The organism is Streptomyces sp. NPDC048417 (genome assembly GCF_040651615.1).
Taxonomy (GTDB): domain Bacteria; phylum Actinomycetota; class Actinomycetes; order Streptomycetales; family Streptomycetaceae; genus Streptomyces.
The window spans coordinates 64,686-83,017 of sequence record NZ_JBEZKI010000040.1 but is presented as its reverse complement, the minus strand read 5'-3'; the positions used below and the strand labels follow the sequence as shown (position 1 = coordinate 83,017).

The following is an 18,332-nucleotide window of genomic DNA, read 5'->3' as shown; positions in this document are numbered from 1 at the left end:
TGGACTACGACGGAGCAGCGACGAAGTAGGGGCGCGGGGGCGTGATGACCACGGAGCGGGACGATGCATCCGGGATCCGGCTGGATCAATCCGGTCGGAATCTGCTCGTCGGGCTCATACGTCGATTCACGGACGAAGGGGCCGAGCGCGGTGCAGCCCTGATGCAAGTGATCAGGGCTGCACGCCTTGACGCGCAAGAGTCCCAGGCCTTGTACGAAGCCGTGGTGGAGGCAGAGGAGGAAGCCGAGCACGGAGCAGACACGCCGGACGTCGCGGAGAACCCAGCTTCCGAGGAGAAGACAGGTCTCGACGAGGTGGTCGACGACTTGGATTCCTTCGACGAAGGAGAGGCGGCCCCGGACCTCGAGTCCCTTCGAGGGACGGTGCGTGTCGGCGACATGGAAGCGGCCCGTCGCGCCGCTCGCCGCCTGCTCGAGGTCGACCGACGGCGAGTGAACCCGCACCGGCGTCTGCTGAGTGCCGAGGAAGAGGTGGGGCTCTGCCTTCTGTTCCGAGGAACAAGAAATTCCTCGGATGAGTTGCCCGATGGCTACTTGGCGACACTTCCGCGAGACAGCGAGGCTTACAGAGCAGCATCTGCCATGGTCATCCACAACCAGCGGCTCGTGCACAAGATCCTTCGCGGCATGGGGCGCTGGGCAGGTGGTCCCATGTACGAGGACCTTGCGCAGCACGGCATGGTAGGACTGATTCGAGCCATAGAGAAGTTCGACGTCTCCATGGGGTGCAAGTTTTCCACTTATGCCACCTGGTGGGTTCGGCAACGCATCACCAGAGCCGTGATCAACGAAGAGGCAGCGATTCGACTTCCGGTTCACGTCTGGAGCGACGTAGAAAAGGTACGGAAACGGGAGCGATTCTTTCTTGATCAGGGAAGAATCCCCAACGTGGATGATCTCTCCTTGGCGTGCGAACTCACTCCCTCAAAGGTGACGGAGTATTTGAGGTTGGCGCATCGGGTGGTTCTGTCGCTCGACCAACCCGTCGGCGAGAAGACGTCCCTCGGGGAGTTGGTCGTCGATGAGTTTCAGCCCTTTCCGAGTCCGGAACAGGAGCTGTGGTCAGAATTTGAACGCGAGGAACTTTTCCAGTTGTTCGATGCGTGCATGTTCACGGAGAGAACCCGGAATGTTCTTCTGCTACGACATGGCTTCATCGACGGCACGGCTTGGACGTTGGAGGAGATCGGGAGGAAGTTCGCAGTCACGCGCGAACGTATCCGGCAGATCGAGAAGCGGGCCATGGAGGAGCTGAGGATCCAGATGGGGTTGGATCCCGACAACCCCGACGCGGAACGCCGCCGGAGGAAGGCCGCCCGGAAAATTGCTCAGGAGGTCGCTGAGATGTCCGAGCGGCACAGAGGTTCGGCGGAGCAGGCAGAGGCGGGGGCCGGCGCATCACTGCAGAACGACAGTGCGGGCAAGCCAGAGACAGAGAGCGGTTCCGGCGGGAGAGGGGGAGCGGTGGCCTCGAAGGAGACGGAGTTCGGTCGGTGGTTGGCCGAGCGGACACGAGAAATGGGGACAAACGAAAGTGAACTGGCACACCGGCTAGCAGTGACGCGGGCACTTGTCGAAGCCTGGCTCGATGGTCGCTCCATGCCTGACCCCGACCTTTTGACTAGGGTGCACGAGACGCTTGGAGTCGACGCGAAAAGCAAACAGGGCTTCGCGAGTGGTCCGGACCAATCGGACGCATCCTCGGAGACATCGATCGTGTGGTACCACCGGCCCGGGCACGACGACGGTGGGCGGGAATTCGGCAACGCCGCGGCTTTCGCCTTCGAGGCCGATCTGGAGGTTCTGGCTCGTGAGGCGACGCAGAACAGCCTCGACGAGCGCGACAGAAGGAACGACCGCCCGGTGAGGGTCCGCTACACCCTGCACGAACTGACCGGGGACGCCCTGGCACGGTTCCGCACTGCGATCCACTGGCACGATCTCCACCTGCACTATGAGGCTGCTGCCGCGCAGGACCAGAAGGTCGGGCGGGTCATCGGCGCTGGCTTGCGGGAGATGCTCGAGCGAGATCGGCTGGTCCTGCTTCGCGTCGACGACTACAACGCCAACGGGCTGACCGGTGACGACTACGACGACGGCCGCTTCGCCGCCGTGGTGCGACGCCAACTCGAAAGCCGCAAGTCGGATGTGGCGGCCGGTGGTTCGTACGGACTCGGAAAGGCCACGCTCTGGGCAACCAGCCGGCTGGGGCTCGTTCTCATCAATTCCACGCTCTCCGAACCTCATGAGGGGCATACCCAGCGGCGGCTAATTGGACGACTCGATCTGCCCTGGCGTGAAGTGGACGGCAAGAGGTTTGCCGGGCCCGCTTGGTTCGGGCAACCAGATCCAGGGGCCGAAAACAGCGAGGTCGTCCGTTCCTGGTGGGCTGACGAAAAGACGACAGAGGAGCTACATCTCACCCGTGAGCGCGATGATCCCGGCACATCGTTCTTGATTGTTGGAGCACACGATGTGGCCAGCCTCGCCGGGGTGGGGCAGGACCTCGAAGGTGATGCGGCTGATGACGAGGACAGCCTGGAGCGTATGCACCAGCGGTTGGTTCGTGCGCTCGGTCGTAATTTCTGGGCTGCCATGACAGCAGGAGGCGACCGCCGGCCTCTGTTGGAGGCATCGGTGCGCACGCTGCGCAACGGGGTGGAATACGTGGAGGAGGAACGGGTTGAGCCGGAAGTGCATCAACCCGCGCGCTCGCGTGCTCTTCAGGCATTTCTGAGCGGCACTACGGTGGACCGGCTCACCGAGGCCGGTCAAGTAGCCCTCGTCACAGTGCCATTGAAGGTGCCCGAGAGAGATGGCTTGCCCGAAACGGCCGGTGAGCACAGGGCCGTACTCCTTGTCACCGAGGCGATGGACGCCGATGGCAAGATCAACCAGGTGACCGCGATGCGCGGCAATCGCATGACGGTCAAGACCAGCTGGGTGCCTGGCCTCCCAGTGGGAACCAATCCGTTTCAGGCAGTTCTGCTCGTGGGCCGGGCGGCGGGTGACGACGCACCCTTCGCAGCCGAAGCTGAGGAGTTTCTTCGATCCTCGGAGCCGCCGGAGCACAACAAGTGGGGTCAGACCGAGGAGTTGAGGATGCGCTACTCGCCTTCAGCCCATCGGCGGATCGCAGCGTTGACGTCGGAGACCAACAAGGCCGTGCACGAGCTCGTGGCGGTCTCCAAGGAGAAGAAGTCCGGCGGGCCGAGCAGGGTGAGCAAGCGCCTCAAGATCTCGGGCAAGCCTGTCAGCAGGGTCAGGGGGACGGTGACGCCTCCGAAACTGGATGATCTGGATGCAGTGGTCGATCCTTCTGGTGCGTGGCAGATCACTGCCGAGGTCAAGGTGCCAGCTGGGGGCGACCTCTGGAAAATGAGCCCCGTCGCCAAGCTGGAGGTTCGCTCCGGCCCTCGTCCAGTGGTCAAATGGGCCGAACTCGTTCCCGTCAGCAATTGCGAAGTGGTGGACGGCGTATTGCATTTCCCGCCTGGGAGTCGTCGTGCGGTATTTCGGGGCGTCACGGACGTGTCCACACACCCGGTGAGGGCCGCACTGAGCGGTCTCGTTGTCGAACTCCACGAGAGCAAGGGGGGCCTCGCGTGAGGGTTTATCCGTACCCCCGGCTGACCGGTGCCGTGACGGCGCGTGTCACGGCCGTCCGGTTGCGCGGCCCCGGAGACATCCGTGAGCAGTTGGAATCCAAGGGATACTCGGTCGTCGAGCAGGTCGTGGCACTCGGCATGGCCGAGCGCGACGACTGGCAGATCGCGCGGCTTGCCCTGACGGCGACCGTGCCGGTCCGAGAGATCGAGGTGAAGGGCCACTGGTCCGACATCGCGGTTGTCGCCGTTCTGACGGAGGGGGCAACCAACGCGCGGACCTGCGTTCCGTTGACGCGCGGTGTGGAAGGCGGCAGGGAGTGGACCGGCGAGATCGAGCTCGACCGGGACGACCATCTGGACCGCGCGTCGCTGGCTGTGCACGTGGTGGCCACAGTCGAGGAAACGCCGGGTCGGATCATCGGCTCCATCGATCAGGAGTGGGTGATCGACATCTCTTCCGACGTCCCGCTCAGGGATCGCCAACTGGACGTCAGCACAGTCAGTTTCGCCCGTGGCGCCGAGTGGTTGCGCAGTTTCCGGGACGCACCCTGGATAGTGGACACTTCGGGGCGGATGCCTACGGTCCGCCTTAACTCGGACTTCGAGGGCCTCGTAGCACTGGTGGAGGGTCGGGGCTCAAAGGTAGAGGGCGTGGTGGGAGAGATGCTGCTGGCCCAGATATGCGCCGATGTATGGACCGCTGTATTCCACACTGCCATCGGCGACCTGGAGATCGAGGACGACGGGACGCCGCTCTTCCCGCCCGACTGGCGAGGCGCGGTGCTGCGAGAGATGCTTCCGGACATCGTCCCCGGGCGGGCGGTGGAGGATGCTCTCCGAGAGGTGCATCTCCGGCGTACCGGTGAGGGGAGCTGGACGGATCTGCAACCTCGTATCCAGTACGCCGCCGCACGTCGTGCCGAGGTTCCCAAAGCGTTGGCCACCACTGTCCGTGACATCGAACGAATCGACCAGGAGACCCTCGCGTGACTTCCCGTCCCGAGCACCTGCCGGAACGACTTGCTCTGATCTCCGATGTGCAGGCTGCCGAGTTCATCTCCACAGGACTGCTCGAGGGACGCGAGGACGTCCCCTCCATCGCGCTGAACAAGATTGCCGAGAGACTGCCGGGTGACGACGCGCGCCTGCGGCTGGACCGAGTCCGGGATCTGATCGAACACGCGCTGAGCAGATTCGGGAACGAACGTCCCACTGCCGCGGACGCGTGGCTGGCACCACGTCTGCACGAGACCCTTCGCATCACGCGTCGGGAAGCGGCCGAGAAGGGGTTCTGGACATATCTAGCCCTTGGAGTGGCGCCGGACTACGTAGTGTGGCGGCACCTATCCGAACCGAAGGCGGATGGATCCCCCGGGCGCGTGGCTCGCGACAGGTTCGTCGGCCCACACTACAAGCAGACGTTCGCCCGGCTCTGGTGGGCAGCCGAACTCTTCCGTGACGGCTCGGACTACCGACCCGTCGTAGTGGCCTGTGGCAACCAGGACATGCTCAACTCTGCCCTTCGGCTCGACGTCATCGACCACCGCCCCACCGCCCTTGCTCTCGTCAGGCTCATGGAACGGGGCTCTGTGCGCACCGGTCGCGAAGTCAACGCCCTGACGTCTGCGGTCAATGCTGCCGCAGCGACCTTGATGTATGACGTCATCGCTCTGGATGTGGAAAGTGATCGGGAGCCGCTGCGCGAGTGGATCGCGGGCGCCGAGTCATCACCTCCATCGCCCAGGAATGAGCTGCCCCGAGGTCCGGAGGAGGAAAGAGTTCCAGAGGGGGCGGTTGAGAGACTGATCGTCCACTTCGAGGAGCTGTTTGCGTACGCGCAGGTCAGGGGGCGGATTTCCGACGAGAGCGAGTGACCTTGTGTGAATCCACTTCCTCGGGGGAGTCCTTCAGCCTGCTCGCACCATCGAGCGCATCCGTCACGGAGATCCAGCGCTGCTTGGTCTCGGGAATCGGCGAATCCGGTTGGGAGTATGTCCGGCCGGGGCACGTTGCGTTTTCCTCGAGGCACCGCGTGATCACTGTTTCCTAACTCAACGCGGTGGCCAGACATGATCGCACCGGCCGATCACCAACCCTGGGGGCGGGCAAGCGTCCCGGTACCCTGCCCCCGTGATCCGCGCAGTGGTCTTCGACGTAGGTGAGTGTCTGGTAGACGAGACCCGGGAGTACGGAACCTGGGCCGACTGGCTCGGTGTGCCTCGGCATACCTTCCACGCCGTGTTCGGGGCCGTGATCGCTCAAGGGCGGGACTACCGGGAGGTCTTCCAGGAGTTCCGGCCCGGGTTCAACCTCTATGAGGAGCGGGAGAAGCGGGCCGCCGCCGGGAGGCCGGAGGCTTTCGGGGAGGAGGATCTCTACGCCGATGTGCGGCCTGCGCTTGCCGAACTACGGAACAGTGGGCTCTGGCTCGGGATCGCCGGGAACCAGACCGTCCGGGCCGGGCGGATTCTGCGGGAGATGTTCTCCGACGACGTCGACCTGATCGGTACGTCGGACGACTGGGGAGCCAGCAAGCCCGACCTGGAGTTCTTCAAGCGGGTCGGCGACGCTGTGCCGTTCAACGTCGACGAGATCCTGTACGTCGGGGACCGCTGCGACAACGACATCCGTCCCGCCCGGCAGGCCGGCATGCACACCGCTCTCGTGCACCGCGGGCCCTGGGCCACCATCCAATGGAATGACCGCGAGGCCAGAGAACTGCCGACCTTCAGGGTCGAGACACTGCTTGAACTGCCGGACCTGATCCGTCAGTTCAACGGCCCAGCGCGCTGAGCGTCGTCGACCAGTCGTACAGGCGGTCGTCGAGGTCACGTACGCAGCGCTCGGCCTGGTGGGGCGCGAGCGCGCGGCGTACCTCGCGTACCCGGTCCATGCCGGTCGCGTACCAGGTGACCGCCAGCTGGTCGAGGGCCTTGCCCGCGTACTCGCAGGCCTGCTCCGGGTTTCCGGAAGTCGCCTCGACGGCAGCCAGGTCGCCGTAGACCACCGAGCGCTGCTTGTCCTCGGCCGGTGTCATCGTGGTCAGGGCGTGCAGGAGGCTTTCGCGGGCTTGCGGGAGGTGGCCCGCGATCATCTGGGTGTTGCCCTTGAAGGCCGCCAGACGGGCTGGGGAGAACCAGTCCAGCCACTCCGGCGAAGGGTGTTCGTTGCCCGCCGTCAGGACGTCCTCCGCGTGGCCGAGGAGGTGCAGCGCGGTACGGCTGTTGCCCGACCGCGTCTCGCACTCGGCCTCCACCGCGTCCAGCCAGGCCAGGAACTCGGCGGAGACCGGCGCACGTCGTGCGTAGGTGCGCGCGGCAGTCATACGCTCAAGCGCGCCGTCGCGATCCGCCGCCCAACCTGGAACGAACGCCATGTGCGCGATGATCGCTGAGCCGAGCAACGCGTCGTCGGCCTCCCCTGCTGCCTGCAGAGCCAACAGGAAGGTGTCGTTGGCCGTGGTCGGCTCGCGGAGATCGAAGAACTCGACACGGCCTGCCAGGAGGTAGGTCTCCGCCATCGCGGCCGCGATCTCACGACGTGTCGAGTCCGTCGTCTCCGGCAACAGGGAGCATCCCAGCGTCGCGTGCGCGACAACGGCCGGGTGCAGCTCGGCCGGTGCGACCGACCAGTAGAGCCGCCGGTGGGCGCGGGTCACCGCCATGAAATCCGCGCCGGCCGTGGAAGGTTGAGGCGCCACCGCGACTTTCCGGGGCAGCGATGCCCAGCCTCCCGACATTGTCCGGCCGCCGGTGGCCGGGGGCCGCCGTGCGTGCTCTGCACGCTGTGCCCCGTCGGAACCCCACGGGGGCGTGAATCCCAACGCCTCCATGGTCTGTCCGAGCAGGTGCACAAGAACGCGTTGGCAGTCCGGTTGCGGCCAGGGCGGGTTCTCCGACTCCCAGCGGCGAACCTGTCGTACACCGATCGACAACCCTCGGACGCCCATGTCCTTGGCGTGCCGGGTGAGTGCGTCGGCCAAATGCTGCTGGGAGTTGAAACCCGCGGCTACGCGGGCGGCCTTGAGTCGGACGTTGCCGGTGGGCCTGGGCACTGGAGCACCTCCTGCTACGGCTTCTCCAACTCTCCCACACGGAGTCCTGTTTCGAGCAGGGTCTCCCACTCAAGGAGTCATAGAAGCCCCCAAGGAGTCCCATCCGAGACCTTTTCAAGTCCTCGAATCCAACGCTCAGTTATTGGACGCTTTGTGTTGTTCCCAAGACAGGAGGCAGGTTGTGGACACGCAAGAGGCCCTGGACAGAGCGATCTCCGAATGGCTCGCACGAGCCCATCCGACGCCTGCGCAGGCCTGGCACGAGTGGGCGGTTCAGGGCGTCGCCCTGTTACCGCTCGGCGATCGGTTCGCAGCGGTACGCATGGCGTCGGAGGAGGTGCATGCCGCCGTGGATTCGAGCGACCCGGACGATGTCGCCGTCTGCCTCGGTCTTCTACTGGGGGGCTCGATCATCTACGACCGCCGATTCGCCGGCGGTACTTACTACGCCCTGATCCAGGGACACGCCGGTCTGGTCTGGGCGTATGACGACATCGCCACGTGTCTGGGGCAAGGCACCTATCTCGGCGTGCCACGACTCGACCGGCAGCAGTCACCGGGCACCTACTGGCTCGTTCCGCCGCGCTACGAGGGCGATCTGTGCACCCCACGTTCAGTCACGGCCCTGGTCAAAAGAGGGCGGTCGCGACTGGCCGCACGCTCGGAAGTCTGATCCTCCTCCGCGAAGAACCTCGAAAGGAATGGTGAGCAATCACATGACGACTACTGCCGTTCAGGCGCCCTGGGCCATGCGGTTGGTGACCGATCGGCTGCCGGTCGGGCCTCCGTCGTACGCGTCCGTGGCGCTTGATGCCACGTCGCAGACCGCCGTGTACACGGACGCCGCCGGTCAGGTGCTGGAGATGGGCAAGCACGGGACGTCGAAGACGGCGGGTACGGCGTCGGTTTCCGGTGGTGGGGACGGGCAGAAGCCGCAGCCTCAGACGCAGGACGACAACACGACCGACTACGAGTCGGACTGAGCGGTGGAGTCCGTCGTTCTGGTGCTCACCGCGTTGGAGGACGTCACCGCGGACCGGGTCGTCGAGGCCCTGAATGAGCGTGGCACGGCCGTCGTACGCGTCGATCCGGGGGATGTCGGGCCGGGCCTTGTCTTCGGGTTTCGGCTCGGGCAGGGCACAGGCTCGACGTGGGGCGGTCGGTTGCGTACTGCCAGCCGGGAGGTGGATGTAGAGGCCGTGACAGCCGTCTACTGTCGCCGGCCGACCCCGTACACCGCTCGCTTCCAGCAGCTGCCCCGCCAGTTACGGGAGTTCGCCGTCGCAGAGGCACGTCATGGGCTCGGGGGTGTGCTCCACGGTCTGCGGGGTGCGTTGTATGTCAACCACCCGGCCGCCGTAGCCCGCGCCGACTTCAAACCCGCCCAGCTCCAGAGGTTCGCCGCTCTCGGTCTGCGTGTTCCGGAGACCCTGGTCACCAATGACGTGGAGGAGGCTCGGAAGTTCGCGGCCGAGCACGAGCGTGTCATCTACAAGTCGTTCCGCGGGTTGCCGGAGGGGGAAGACGGGTGCGCCGGGGCGATCTGGGCCCAGCGGATCGAGGCCGGTGCCCTGGACGACTCAGTCTCGGTGACCGCGCATCTCTTTCAGGCCGAGATTCCGAAGAGCGCGGACGTAAGGGTCACCGTGGTCGGGCATCGTGTGTTCGCCCAGCGGATCACCACGCCGGACGGTGCCCTGGACTGGCGCCGGGGTGACTGGGACTGTCTCGTCCATACCCCCGTCGCCGTGCCCGAGTCCGTTCGGACCGCTCTGTACAGCTACTTGGCCTCGTTCGGGCTGGTCTTCGGCTGCTTCGACTTCGCGCTCACCGGCGACGGGACGGCTCCGGAGGACTGGTGGGCGATCGAGTGCAATCCGAACGGGCAGTGGGGCTGGCTTCCGGACGCGCCGGCCATCGCCGACGCGTTCGCCGAGATCCTGAGTCGAGAGGACATCGAAGACCTTGACGACACCGAACGACCTTGGGAGCAATGCCGTTCTGCTCCGGCGAAAGATGGCGAAGGAACTCGCGCGGAACGGCTCGGTGGATGATCTCCGGTGGCTGACCGCCGTCGAAAAGGTGCCTCGACATCGGTTCGTGCCGGGTTTCTATCTGTCCGCCGACGCGACCGACGAGCACGGGCTGACGGTCTGGGAGCCCGTCACCGCCGAACTCGACCACGGCAGGTGGCTGGCCGCCGCGTACTCCAATGCCACGCTGATCACCCAGTTCGACCACAGGGAGCCGGACTGGAGCGCGCCCGAGGTGCGGCACGGTGGGGCGCCGACCTCCTCGTCCACCCTGCCGTCACTAGTCCTGCGGATGTGGGCCGACGCCGACCTGGACGAGGGGCACACGGTGCTGGAGATCGGCACCGGCAGCGGCTACTCCACCGCGCTGGCCTGTGAGCGCCTCGGGTCCGCCGACGTCACGAGCATCGACGTCGATCCGGACCGGCTGGCGGTGGCGGCCGACGCCCTGTACGGCTGCGGCTACACGCCGACTCTGGCCGTGGCGGACGGCCGGTACGGCTACTGGCCCGAGGCGCGCTTCGACCGGATCGTGGCCGCCTGTTCCTTCCGTTCCGTGCCGGGCGCGCTCGTCGCGCAGACGCGGCCGGGCGGGAAGATCCTGCTCACGCTGTCGGGGTGGTTGTACGGCTATGCGCGCGTCCTCCTCACCGTCACCGAGGACGGTATGGCGGAGGGGCCGCTGCTGCCGGGCACCGTCTCGTTCATGTCGGTCCGGGCGCACGCGGCTCCGGTCTTCGGGAACCCCGCCCACTGGGCTGCCGGGCTACCGGAGAAGGCCAGGCCGGCGCGGTACGGGCCCGAGCGGATCACGGCTGCCGGTGCGGAGGCATTTCAACTGCGCTTCCTCGCCCAATGCGCGGTGCCCGACGCTCAGATGACCGCCGTGGGAGAGGTCGTGAACCTGATCGATGTCGTCCATGGCTCTGCCGCGTCGCTCACGCCGTGCGACGGTGGGTGGGAGGTGCGGGAGGCCGGGCCGGTGCGGTTGTGGGAGCGCGTCGAGGAGGTCGTCGACGCCTTCGACTCCGCCGGGTGTCCAGGGCCGGAGTCGTTCAGACTACGGGTGCGCGGTAGGGAGCAGAGGCTGGTCCACGCGCAAGTGTCCGGTCTTGAGTTGCCCGGGGCTTGAACTGCTTCTGGGGTAGGGCCCGGCATCAAGGTCATGCGCCGAACCGTCGGCTGCAAGGTGCCCCCGGCCGCCCGCTTCTTTCTCAGTGTCGTGCTTCCGCGAGCCGAGTAAAGGGCGCTCCCGCTCCGCTGCGCTGCGCGTCCGCGTCGGCTGGCGCCGATCGGCCTTCGGCCGACCCTTGACTCAGCTCACTCCAGCACGGGGAAGAAGCGAGCGGGCGGCCGGGAAGGATGCGGTGGGGCTTGCGTTGGATGGCCCTTGTGTGGGTTGCGAGGGGCCATTGGACGGGGCCTCACGGCTCAGGGGGTGGCGGTGTCCGGGTGGGTGTTGCTTGGGCCAGTTCCGACCAGCGGGCCAATTCCTCGTGGTGTGAGCCGGTCTTCGTCGCGGCGGTGACGGTGGCGGCGCGCTCTGGGGCGGCTGGGTGGCCGCCTCGTCAGGAGGGCGAGGGGCCGGCGGGGCTCGTCGGGGGTGGCGCCGTCGAAGAGGCGCCAGTCCCAGGGGGTGTCGAAGCGCCATGCGCGGCCTGCCGCGTCGGCCACCTCGTCGCCGGGCGTCAGGCAGGCGTAGCGGCGGAAGACCAGGTCGAGGGTGATCGGGATGTCGTCGTCCGGGTCGAGCTCGAAGCCCTGCGCGTACGTATCCCGCTCGCCCTCAAGTCCCCTTTGTCCGGGTGAGGTTGACGCGCGTTCTCGTCGAGAGGGATCATCCACTGCCGGACGCCGACGGACGAAGCCCCGCGTAGGTCGCGGAACCGTGCGCATACCGGCCCGGTCAGTGAACCGATGTCCCGTCGCATGCATCCTTCCTTCCGCCATTTGATCCTCCATTTGATCCTCCGAGGTCCGGGGACCCTTTCATGAGCACAAGCAATCTCAGACGCGGACCCGCGTCCAAGCACCGCCGTGCGGCCCTGCTGACCGCCGTCGCCGCGCTCGCCGTCGGAGGCGGGACGGCCCTGCCGGTGCCGGCGCTGGCCGCCGGTGGCGACCCGGTTGCGGCGACCACGCTGCAGCAGGACTTCACGGCCGCCGCCGACGCCTACCACGTGCCGCGTCAGGTGCTGCTGGCGGTGGCGTACCAGGAGTCGGCCTGGGACACGCACGCCGGGCAGCACAGCACGGACGGCGGCTACGGTCCGATGAACCTGACGGACGTCACCCCGGCGATGATGGCCGGCGGTGACGCGGGCGCGGCGGGCCGCCACGATCTGAAGCAGATGTCCGCGGATCCGGCCCTGCACACCCTTCAGGCCGCCGCGAAGCTGACCGGTCTGTCGGCCGAGGAGTTGCGTACCGATGCGGCGGCCAACATCCGCGGTGGTGCGGCGCTGCTCGCCTCGTACCAGAAGGCAGTGACCGGGTCCGGCTCGAAGGACGCCACGGACCCCGGCAACTGGTACGCGGCCGTGGCCCGTTACAGCCAGTCCACCCAGCGACAGGGCGCCGCGGCCTTCGCGGACCGCGTCTTCGCCACCGTGCAGAAGGGCGCCCACCGCACCACGGCCGACGGCGCGCACGTAAAGCTGGCGGCTGACAGCGATGTCGCGCCGGCGACCGGCCAGTTGGCCTCGCTGGACCTGAAGTCCGCGGCGGACACCGGCACCGAGTGCCCGACCACCGTCGCCTGCACGTTCGTGCCGGCGTCGCCGTCCAACGGGCAGGTCTCCAACCGCCCCGCCAACGGCATCCGGATCGACAGCATCGTCATCCACGACACCGAGACGTCGTACGACACCGCCATCAGCCTCTTCCAGAAGCCGGGCGGCTCCGCCTCGCACTACGTCATGCGGTCCTCCGACGGTGCGGTGACGCAGATGGTGCCCACGAAGGACCTCGCCTTCCACGCGGGCAACTACTCCACCAACATGCACTCGATCGGCATCGAGCACGAGGGCTACGCCGCGCACGGTGCCACCTGGTACACCGAGGCGCAGTACGAGGCCACGGCCGAGCTGGTGAAGTACCTCGCCGGCCGCTTCGGCATACCGCTGGACCGCGAGCACATCATCGGCCATGACAACGTCGCCGGGCCGAACTCGTCCCTCGTCTCCGGCATGCACTGGGACCCGGGCCCGTCCTGGGACTGGAACCACTTCATGAGCCTGCTCGGTGTGCACACCGGGCGGCACGGCGTCGGCCCCGTCGGCTCGGTGGTCACCATCGCCCCCCGCTTCGACGACAACCTGCAGACCGTCCAGATCTGCCCCTCCGACGACCCGACCGGCGCCACCACCGCGTGCACCGAGACACAGCAGCCGTCGGACTTCGTGTACCTGCGTACCGGGCCCAGCGACACCGCTCCCCTCTTCGGGGACCAGGCGCTGCACCCCGGCGCGGCCGGCACCGACCGGATCAACGACTGGGGCAGCACGGCGGCGGCGGGACAGCAGTTCGTGGTCGCCGGGCAGGACGGCGACTGGACCGCCGTCTGGTACAGCGGCGCGAAGGTGTGGTTCCACAACCCGCACGGCTGCAACACCGCGCCGGCCCACGGCGTGAAGGTGATCACGGCGGCCGGCAGCTCGCCGGTGGCGGTGTACGGCTCCAGCTACCCGGACGCCGCCGAGTACCCCGCGGGCCTGTCGCCCTCGACGCAGGCCCCGCTGAGCATGTACTCCGTCCCGGCCGGCCAGGCCTACGTGGCCACCGTGGCGCCGTCCCTGACGGACGACTTCTTCCCGTCCAGCGGCGCGGTCGTCACCGGCGCCAAGGCGATGTACACCATCCAGTACAACCACCGGGTCGTCCTCGTGTACGCATCGGACGTCACGGCCACGGACGCCTGACGGTCCGCCGACCGCACGCGCCGACGCGCAGGTGGTGCCCAGGAGGTCCCGGCCTCCTGGGCACCAGCCGTATCCGGATCCCCTTTCCGGCCGGACCGTCGGTGGGCGGGACCCCGCGGGGACCGATCGGTTCGCTACTGCTTGTCGCGGGCGGCGAGCCGCTTGGTGATCTCGGCCTTGACCGTCTCGTGCAGTTCCTCCGACGTGAAGCCGAGGGTGCGGAGGATCTGCGCGGCCGAGCTCTCCGCGGTGCGGATCAGGCCCAGCAGTGTGTGTTCCGTGCCGACCCAGTCGTGGCCGAGGTCGGCCGACGCGCGGCGGGTCTGGCCGATGGCCTCCTTGGTCTCCTCCCGGAACGGGATGTGACCCCGCAGCGCCTTCTCCCCGGCCGGCGGCAGCGCTTCCTGGATCGCGTCGCGGACGCGTTGTTCCGACCCGGCCTTCGCGACCAGCACCTCGTACGCCAGGCCCCGCGGTTCGCCGAGCAGGCCGAGCAGGAGGTGTTCGGTGCCGATGGAGTCGTGCTTGTACGTTCGGGCGGCCTCCTGCGCCAGCACGATGCTGTGCCGGTTCAGGTTCGTGAACCGCTCGAACGCGGCGGGGGCGTGGCGTTGCTGCGCGGCCTGCTTGGACACACCGATGGCGTCGCCGATCTCGGTCCACGACGCGCCGGTCTGCTTGGCCTTGCTGACGTAGTGGTCGATGAGCTGGTCACCGAGGTCGGACAGGGTCTGGGCGCGCAGTCGGGCCTCGCTGATGCGGGCCAGTTCGTTGGCTTCCGGGAGCTCCTCGTCGAGACGGGCGATCAGGTCCGCGAGGCTGATGTCGAGTGGGCTCATGCGTCAAGTTTAAGTTGACGATCCCTCAGCGTCAACTTGTAATTGACGATTCGCTTCCACCGCGTACTGCTCCAACTCGCCTGCGGCATCCGGCCGAACGGCGTCAGTGCCAGGATGAGGGCATGACGACAATCAACGGGGAAGTCGCGGTCGGGTTCGAGGGTGTACGGGAGGCGTTCGCCGCCAACTTCGAGCGGCGGGGGGATGTCGGGGCCGCCGTGTGCGTGTACCGGGACGGGCGGCCCGTGGTGGATCTGTGGGGTGGGGTTGCCGATCCCGACACCGGGCGGGCCTGGGAGCGGGACACGTTGCAGCTCGTGTACTCGGCGACCAAGGGGGCCACCGCCACCGTCGCGCATCTGCTCGCCCAGCGTGGGGAGTTGGACCTCGACGCGCCGGTGGCCGCCTACTGGCCGGAGTTCGCCGTGAACGGCAAGGCGGAGATCCCGGTGCGGTGGCTGTTGTCGCATCGGGCCGGGGTGGTGACCGTGGAACCGCCTGTGCCGTTGGAGGCGGCGTTGCGGTGGCAGCCGATGGTCGACGCCCTCGCCGTGCAGCGGCCGGAGTGGGAGCCGGGGACCGCGCACGGGTATCACGGGCGGACCTTCGGATGGCTGGTCGGAGAGGTGATCCGGCGGGTCTCCGGGCGTACGCCCGGGCGGTTCTTCGCCGAGGAGGTCGCCGGGCCGCTGGGCCTCGACTTCTTCATCGGGCTGCCGGCGGCCGAGCGCGGGCGGGTCAGCCGGATGGTGTACCCGAAGCCGGAGGTCGACCTGAGCACCGTACCGCTGGATCTCGTGCCGCCGGAGGCGCGGGACTTCGTCGCGGCGCTGCAGGATCCGGACTCGTTGACCAACAGGGCGTTCGCCGTCACCGAACCCGTCGAGATCGACTTCAACTCGGCCGAGGTGCAGGCCGCGGAGCTGCCCGCCTCCAACGGGATCGGCACCGCCCGCGGCCTCGCGCGGATGTACGCCGCGCTGATCGGGGAGGTGGACGGGGTACGGCTGTTCACGCCGGAGACGCTCGCGTCGGCGACCGCGGAGCAGGCCGCCGGGGTGGACAAGGTCATCATGTTGCCGATCCGGTACGCCTCCGGGTACATGCTGCCCGTCGAGACCAACCCGCTCACCGGTCCCCGTGCCTTCGGCCACCCCGGCCGCGGCGGATCGCTGGCCTTCGCCGACCCCGAGCACGGCATCGCCTTCGGGTACGTCATGAACAGCATCGTGGAAGGGGCGGAGGACCCGCGTGCGTCCACGCTCGTCGACGCGGTGCGGGAGGCGCTGGCCCGGTGACCGGGGAACGGGAAGGGGCGACACGGGGAGCAATGAGCCGCCCCTGAGAATTCTTTGAAACATTTTCCCCGGCCCACCGCATCAATGAGGTGGAACGGCAGAGCGCCGGGGACGGGGGAGGTCGCGGATGGGGCAGGGGTCTGGGGAGGACTTCGCCGAGTTCGCCGCGGTGCGGGCCGGGCACATGTACCGGTCCGCCTGTCTGCTCACCGCCGGGGACACGCATCTCGCGGAGGACCTGGTGCAGGAGGCCCTCGGGCGGATCTACCTCCGGTGGGGCCGGGTCTCCCGCGTGGAGAACCCCGCCGGGTACGCGCAGACCGTCCTCACCCGGACCTTCCTCGCCCACCGGCGGCGGTTCAGCAGCAGGGAGCGGGCCAGGGACTCGTTCCCCGAGCTGGCCGTCACCGGCGCCGACCACGCCGGTGACGATCCCTCGCTGCGGCTGACCCTCCTCGACGCGCTCGCGCGGCTGCCCGCCAAGGACCGGGCGGTGGTCGTCCTGCGGTACTGGGAGGACCGGTCGATACACGAGACCGCGGACGCGCTCAACACGAGTTCGGCCGCCGTCCGTACGCGGTGCGTACGCGCCCTCGCCCGGCTGCGCGAGCTGCTGGGCGAGGACCTCGCCGAATACGCCCGCTCCTGACCTCGATCTTGTGGAAACGGTGGTTCGTCATGCCCGTGGAGCAGCAGCACAGCGACGGCAACAGCAGTAGCGATCCTTTCGAAAACCGGCTCTCCGCCGCCCTGCACGACGCCGGCGCCGCCTTCGACACCGACCGGGGCGCGCTCGCCGCCGCCGGAACGGCGCGGGGGCGGCGGCTACGGCTGCGGCGGCGGACCACCGTGCTGGGCGGCGCCGCCGGTGTCGCGCTGGCCGGTGTGGGCGGTGCGCTGCTGGTGCCCTGGGGTGGGTCGTCGTCCGCACGGCCGCTCGCCGCCGTCAGCACCACCCCGCGCGTCGCCCAGTCCCCCACCGCCTCCGCCGCCCGCGCCGTCACCTCGGACGACATGATCCGCACGCTGGAGAAACTGCTGCCGAAGGGCGGGTTCAGCAAGGCGCAGGGGCGGGGCGTCGACAGGAACGCGCCGCTCGTGGCGCCGTACGCGCAGCTCGTGTACGACGACGGGCACGGCGCCGCCGCCGTCAGTGTCTCCGTGAACCGGGTGCTGCCGGGCGGGTCCGACGCCCGGCAGGCCGTCCAATGCCCGGACAAGGTCTACGTCCCGTACGACAGTTGTGTCACCAGCCATCTGCCCGACGCTTCCGTCGTCACCGTCGTGAAGGGGTACGAGTATCCCGACCGGCGGGTGGACACCAAGCTCTGGACCGCGAACCTCGTCACCCCGGACGGCCATCACGTCTCCGTGAGCGAGTGGAACGCCGCCGCCGAGAAGGACGCGCCGATCAGCCGGGACCGACCTCCGCTGTCCGCCGCGCAGTTGAGGACCCTCGCGGCCGCGGCGGACTGGCGTGGGGTCGTCGACGCCATCCCGGAGGATCCCCGGCAGACCCAGGAGCCCACGGCGCCGGACGACGGTGACGGCGGCAAGGCGATCCGGCGGACCCTGACCTCGCTGATCCCCAAGGGGCTCAAGGTCGTGGCGCACGGGGCCGATGACGACGACCAGTTCACCTACCTCGTCGTCGACGACGGCAAGGGCAGGAGTCTCGTCCAGATCAATGTGCAGCCGGACATGTCCGATGTGGCCGGTGACCTGTTCGGCAGCGGGTCCGAGACCCTGTCCGACGGGACGAAGGTGGCCGAGCGGCAGGGGCCCGGGGAGAAGGGGGGCGACGGGGTCGTCATGTGGACCGTCGACACCATGCGCACCGACGGCTTCCGTGTGGTGATCAGCGCCTTCAACTCCGGCTCCCAGCAGACCGCCGCGACCCGCAAGACCCCGGCGCTGACCATGAAGCAGCTGCGTGCCATCGCGCTCAGCCCCAAGTGGCGGTCCTGAAGACCGCGCAGTCTCGCCGACGGGGCAGGGTTGACAAGGGTCGACTCAAGTTCGGTCGGGTCGGTTGCCGTCGGGCTAGCCTCGGGAAATCCAGGCAGAAGGTGGCAGAAGGAGACAGGCATGGCCAGGGTTCCCAGTTCGGTGATCGCCGCGAGCGGGCTTGTCGGAGGCTACGGCGTGGCCCGGTGGACGAAGAAGCGGCCGCTGGGCGGGGCCGTGCTGGCCGTCGCCGGGGCCGCCGCCGCGCAGCAGTGGCGGCAGCGGGCGGGCGGGAAGACCGCCGGGGCACTGTCCGTCGCGTATGTCGCCGCGTTCGCCGGGTCGCATCCGCTGGCCAAGAAGGTCGGCGCCTGGCCGTCCGTCTTCGGCGTGGCGGGCGCGGTGGCCCTGGCGTCCTGGGCGGTCGCCGACCGGCGCGCCTGAGCGGCATCGACGCCGGGGAGCATCCGCGCCAGGAAGCGTCCGCACGCCGCGGAAGGCCCGGCGGTACGTGCAGGAAGCATCCGCGTTGCGGAAGGCCCGGTGGAACGCCCGCGGTACGCCCGCGGTACGCCCGTAAAGCATCCGCCCGGCGGAACGCCCTGCCGTACGC

16 protein-coding genes and 1 pseudogene are annotated in these 18,332 nt (G+C 68.1%); 14 read left to right on the top strand and 3 right to left on the bottom strand.

Going from position 1 to position 18,332, the window contains the following annotated elements:
• Nucleotides 1-44: 44 nt before the first annotated feature.
• The 5 genes and pseudogenes from AB0D59_RS43825 to AB0D59_RS43805 form a co-directional block, all read left to right on the top strand.
• Nucleotides 45-1,271, top strand: a pseudogene (locus tag AB0D59_RS43825) (sigma-70 family RNA polymerase sigma factor); the annotation flags it as partial.
• Nucleotides 1,272-1,538: 267 nt separating this feature from the next.
• Nucleotides 1,539-3,629 carry a transcriptional regulator gene (locus AB0D59_RS43820; RefSeq protein ID WP_362577038.1) on the top strand — a complete coding sequence of 697 codons (2,091 nt, stop codon included), beginning with the start codon at nucleotides 1,539-1,541 and terminating at the stop codon, nucleotides 3,627-3,629.
• Entirely contained in the window at nucleotides 3,626-4,618 is a 993-nt protein-coding gene (locus AB0D59_RS43815; RefSeq protein ID WP_362577007.1) for a hypothetical protein, read from the top strand. The genes AB0D59_RS43820 and AB0D59_RS43815 overlap by 4 nt, the downstream gene beginning before the upstream one ends.
• On the top strand, nucleotides 4,615-5,502 hold the full coding sequence (locus tag AB0D59_RS43810; RefSeq protein WP_362577006.1) for a DUF6339 family protein: 888 nt from the start codon (nucleotides 4,615-4,617) through the stop codon (nucleotides 5,500-5,502). Before AB0D59_RS43815 ends, AB0D59_RS43810 begins: the two co-directional genes overlap by 4 nt.
• A gap of 256 nt (nucleotides 5,503-5,758) precedes the next feature.
• Entirely contained in the window at nucleotides 5,759-6,421 is a 663-nt protein-coding gene (locus AB0D59_RS43805; protein WP_362577004.1) for an HAD family hydrolase, read from the top strand.
• Here AB0D59_RS43805 and AB0D59_RS43800 read toward each other — a convergent pair.
• Nucleotides 6,402-7,682 (bottom strand): transcriptional regulator, encoded by a 1,281-nt coding sequence (locus AB0D59_RS43800; protein WP_362577003.1) that lies wholly within the window; start codon nucleotides 7,680-7,682, stop codon nucleotides 6,402-6,404. The genes AB0D59_RS43805 and AB0D59_RS43800 overlap by 20 nt on opposite strands.
• A gap of 181 nt (nucleotides 7,683-7,863) precedes the next feature.
• Between AB0D59_RS43800 and AB0D59_RS43795 the strand changes: the two genes are divergently transcribed.
• The 4 genes from AB0D59_RS43795 to tgmC all read left to right on the top strand — a co-directional run bounded on the left by AB0D59_RS43795 (nucleotide 7,864) and on the right by tgmC (nucleotide 10,847).
• Nucleotides 7,864-8,355 (top strand): hypothetical protein, encoded by a 492-nt coding sequence (locus AB0D59_RS43795; RefSeq protein WP_362577001.1) that lies wholly within the window; start codon nucleotides 7,864-7,866, stop codon nucleotides 8,353-8,355.
• Nucleotides 8,356-8,431: 76 nt separating this feature from the next.
• Nucleotides 8,432-8,665, top strand: coding sequence for a putative ATP-grasp-modified RiPP (locus tag AB0D59_RS43790; RefSeq protein ID WP_362577036.1), 234 nt, complete (start codon nucleotides 8,432-8,434; stop codon nucleotides 8,663-8,665).
• A 3-nt stretch (nucleotides 8,666-8,668) separates the two neighbouring features.
• Nucleotides 8,669-9,736 (top strand): ATP-grasp ribosomal peptide maturase, encoded by a 1,068-nt coding sequence (tgmB, locus tag AB0D59_RS43785; protein ID WP_362576999.1) that lies wholly within the window; start codon nucleotides 8,669-8,671, stop codon nucleotides 9,734-9,736.
• The gene (tgmC, locus tag AB0D59_RS43780; RefSeq protein WP_362576997.1) at nucleotides 9,648-10,847 is read left to right on the top strand and encodes an ATP-grasp peptide maturase system methyltransferase; all 1,200 of its coding nucleotides are present in this window, start codon (nucleotides 9,648-9,650) and stop codon (nucleotides 10,845-10,847) included. The genes tgmB and tgmC overlap by 89 nt, the downstream gene beginning before the upstream one ends.
• 299 nt (nucleotides 10,848-11,146) lie before the next feature.
• On the opposite strand, the gene AB0D59_RS43775 is transcribed toward tgmC, so the two are convergent.
• Complete coding sequence (locus AB0D59_RS43775) at nucleotides 11,147-11,560, bottom strand: hypothetical protein (RefSeq protein ID WP_362576995.1); 414 nt, start codon at nucleotides 11,558-11,560, stop codon at nucleotides 11,147-11,149.
• A gap of 146 nt (nucleotides 11,561-11,706) precedes the next feature.
• On the opposite strand from AB0D59_RS43775, the gene AB0D59_RS43770 reads away from it, so the two are divergent.
• Nucleotides 11,707-13,635: an N-acetylmuramoyl-L-alanine amidase gene (locus tag AB0D59_RS43770; protein WP_362576993.1), complete on the top strand. Its 1,929-nt coding sequence runs from the start codon at nucleotides 11,707-11,709 to the stop codon at nucleotides 13,633-13,635.
• A 134-nt stretch (nucleotides 13,636-13,769) separates the two neighbouring features.
• Here AB0D59_RS43770 and AB0D59_RS43765 read toward each other — a convergent pair whose 3' ends face one another.
• A complete protein-coding gene (locus AB0D59_RS43765; protein WP_362576992.1) occupies nucleotides 13,770-14,474 on the bottom strand; it encodes a Clp protease N-terminal domain-containing protein in 705 nt (234 codons plus the stop codon).
• A gap of 122 nt (nucleotides 14,475-14,596) precedes the next feature.
• Here AB0D59_RS43765 and AB0D59_RS43760 point away from each other — a divergent pair, with 122 nt between their 5' ends.
• The 4 genes from AB0D59_RS43760 to AB0D59_RS43745 all read left to right on the top strand — a co-directional run bounded on the left by AB0D59_RS43760 (nucleotide 14,597) and on the right by AB0D59_RS43745 (nucleotide 18,163).
• Nucleotides 14,597-15,772, top strand: a complete 1,176-nt coding sequence (locus AB0D59_RS43760) for a serine hydrolase domain-containing protein (protein WP_362576990.1) — start codon at nucleotides 14,597-14,599, stop codon at nucleotides 15,770-15,772.
• 127 nt (nucleotides 15,773-15,899) lie between these two features.
• Nucleotides 15,900-16,421, top strand: coding sequence for a SigE family RNA polymerase sigma factor (locus tag AB0D59_RS43755; protein WP_362576989.1), 522 nt, complete (start codon nucleotides 15,900-15,902; stop codon nucleotides 16,419-16,421).
• Nucleotides 16,422-16,450: 29 nt separating this feature from the next.
• On the top strand, nucleotides 16,451-17,740 hold the full coding sequence (locus tag AB0D59_RS43750) for a hypothetical protein (RefSeq protein WP_362576987.1): 1,290 nt from the start codon (nucleotides 16,451-16,453) through the stop codon (nucleotides 17,738-17,740).
• Nucleotides 17,741-17,860: 120 nt separating this feature from the next.
• A complete protein-coding gene (locus tag AB0D59_RS43745; RefSeq protein WP_362576985.1) occupies nucleotides 17,861-18,163 on the top strand; it encodes a hypothetical protein in 303 nt (100 codons plus the stop codon).
• Nucleotides 18,164-18,332 lie beyond the last annotated feature (169 nt).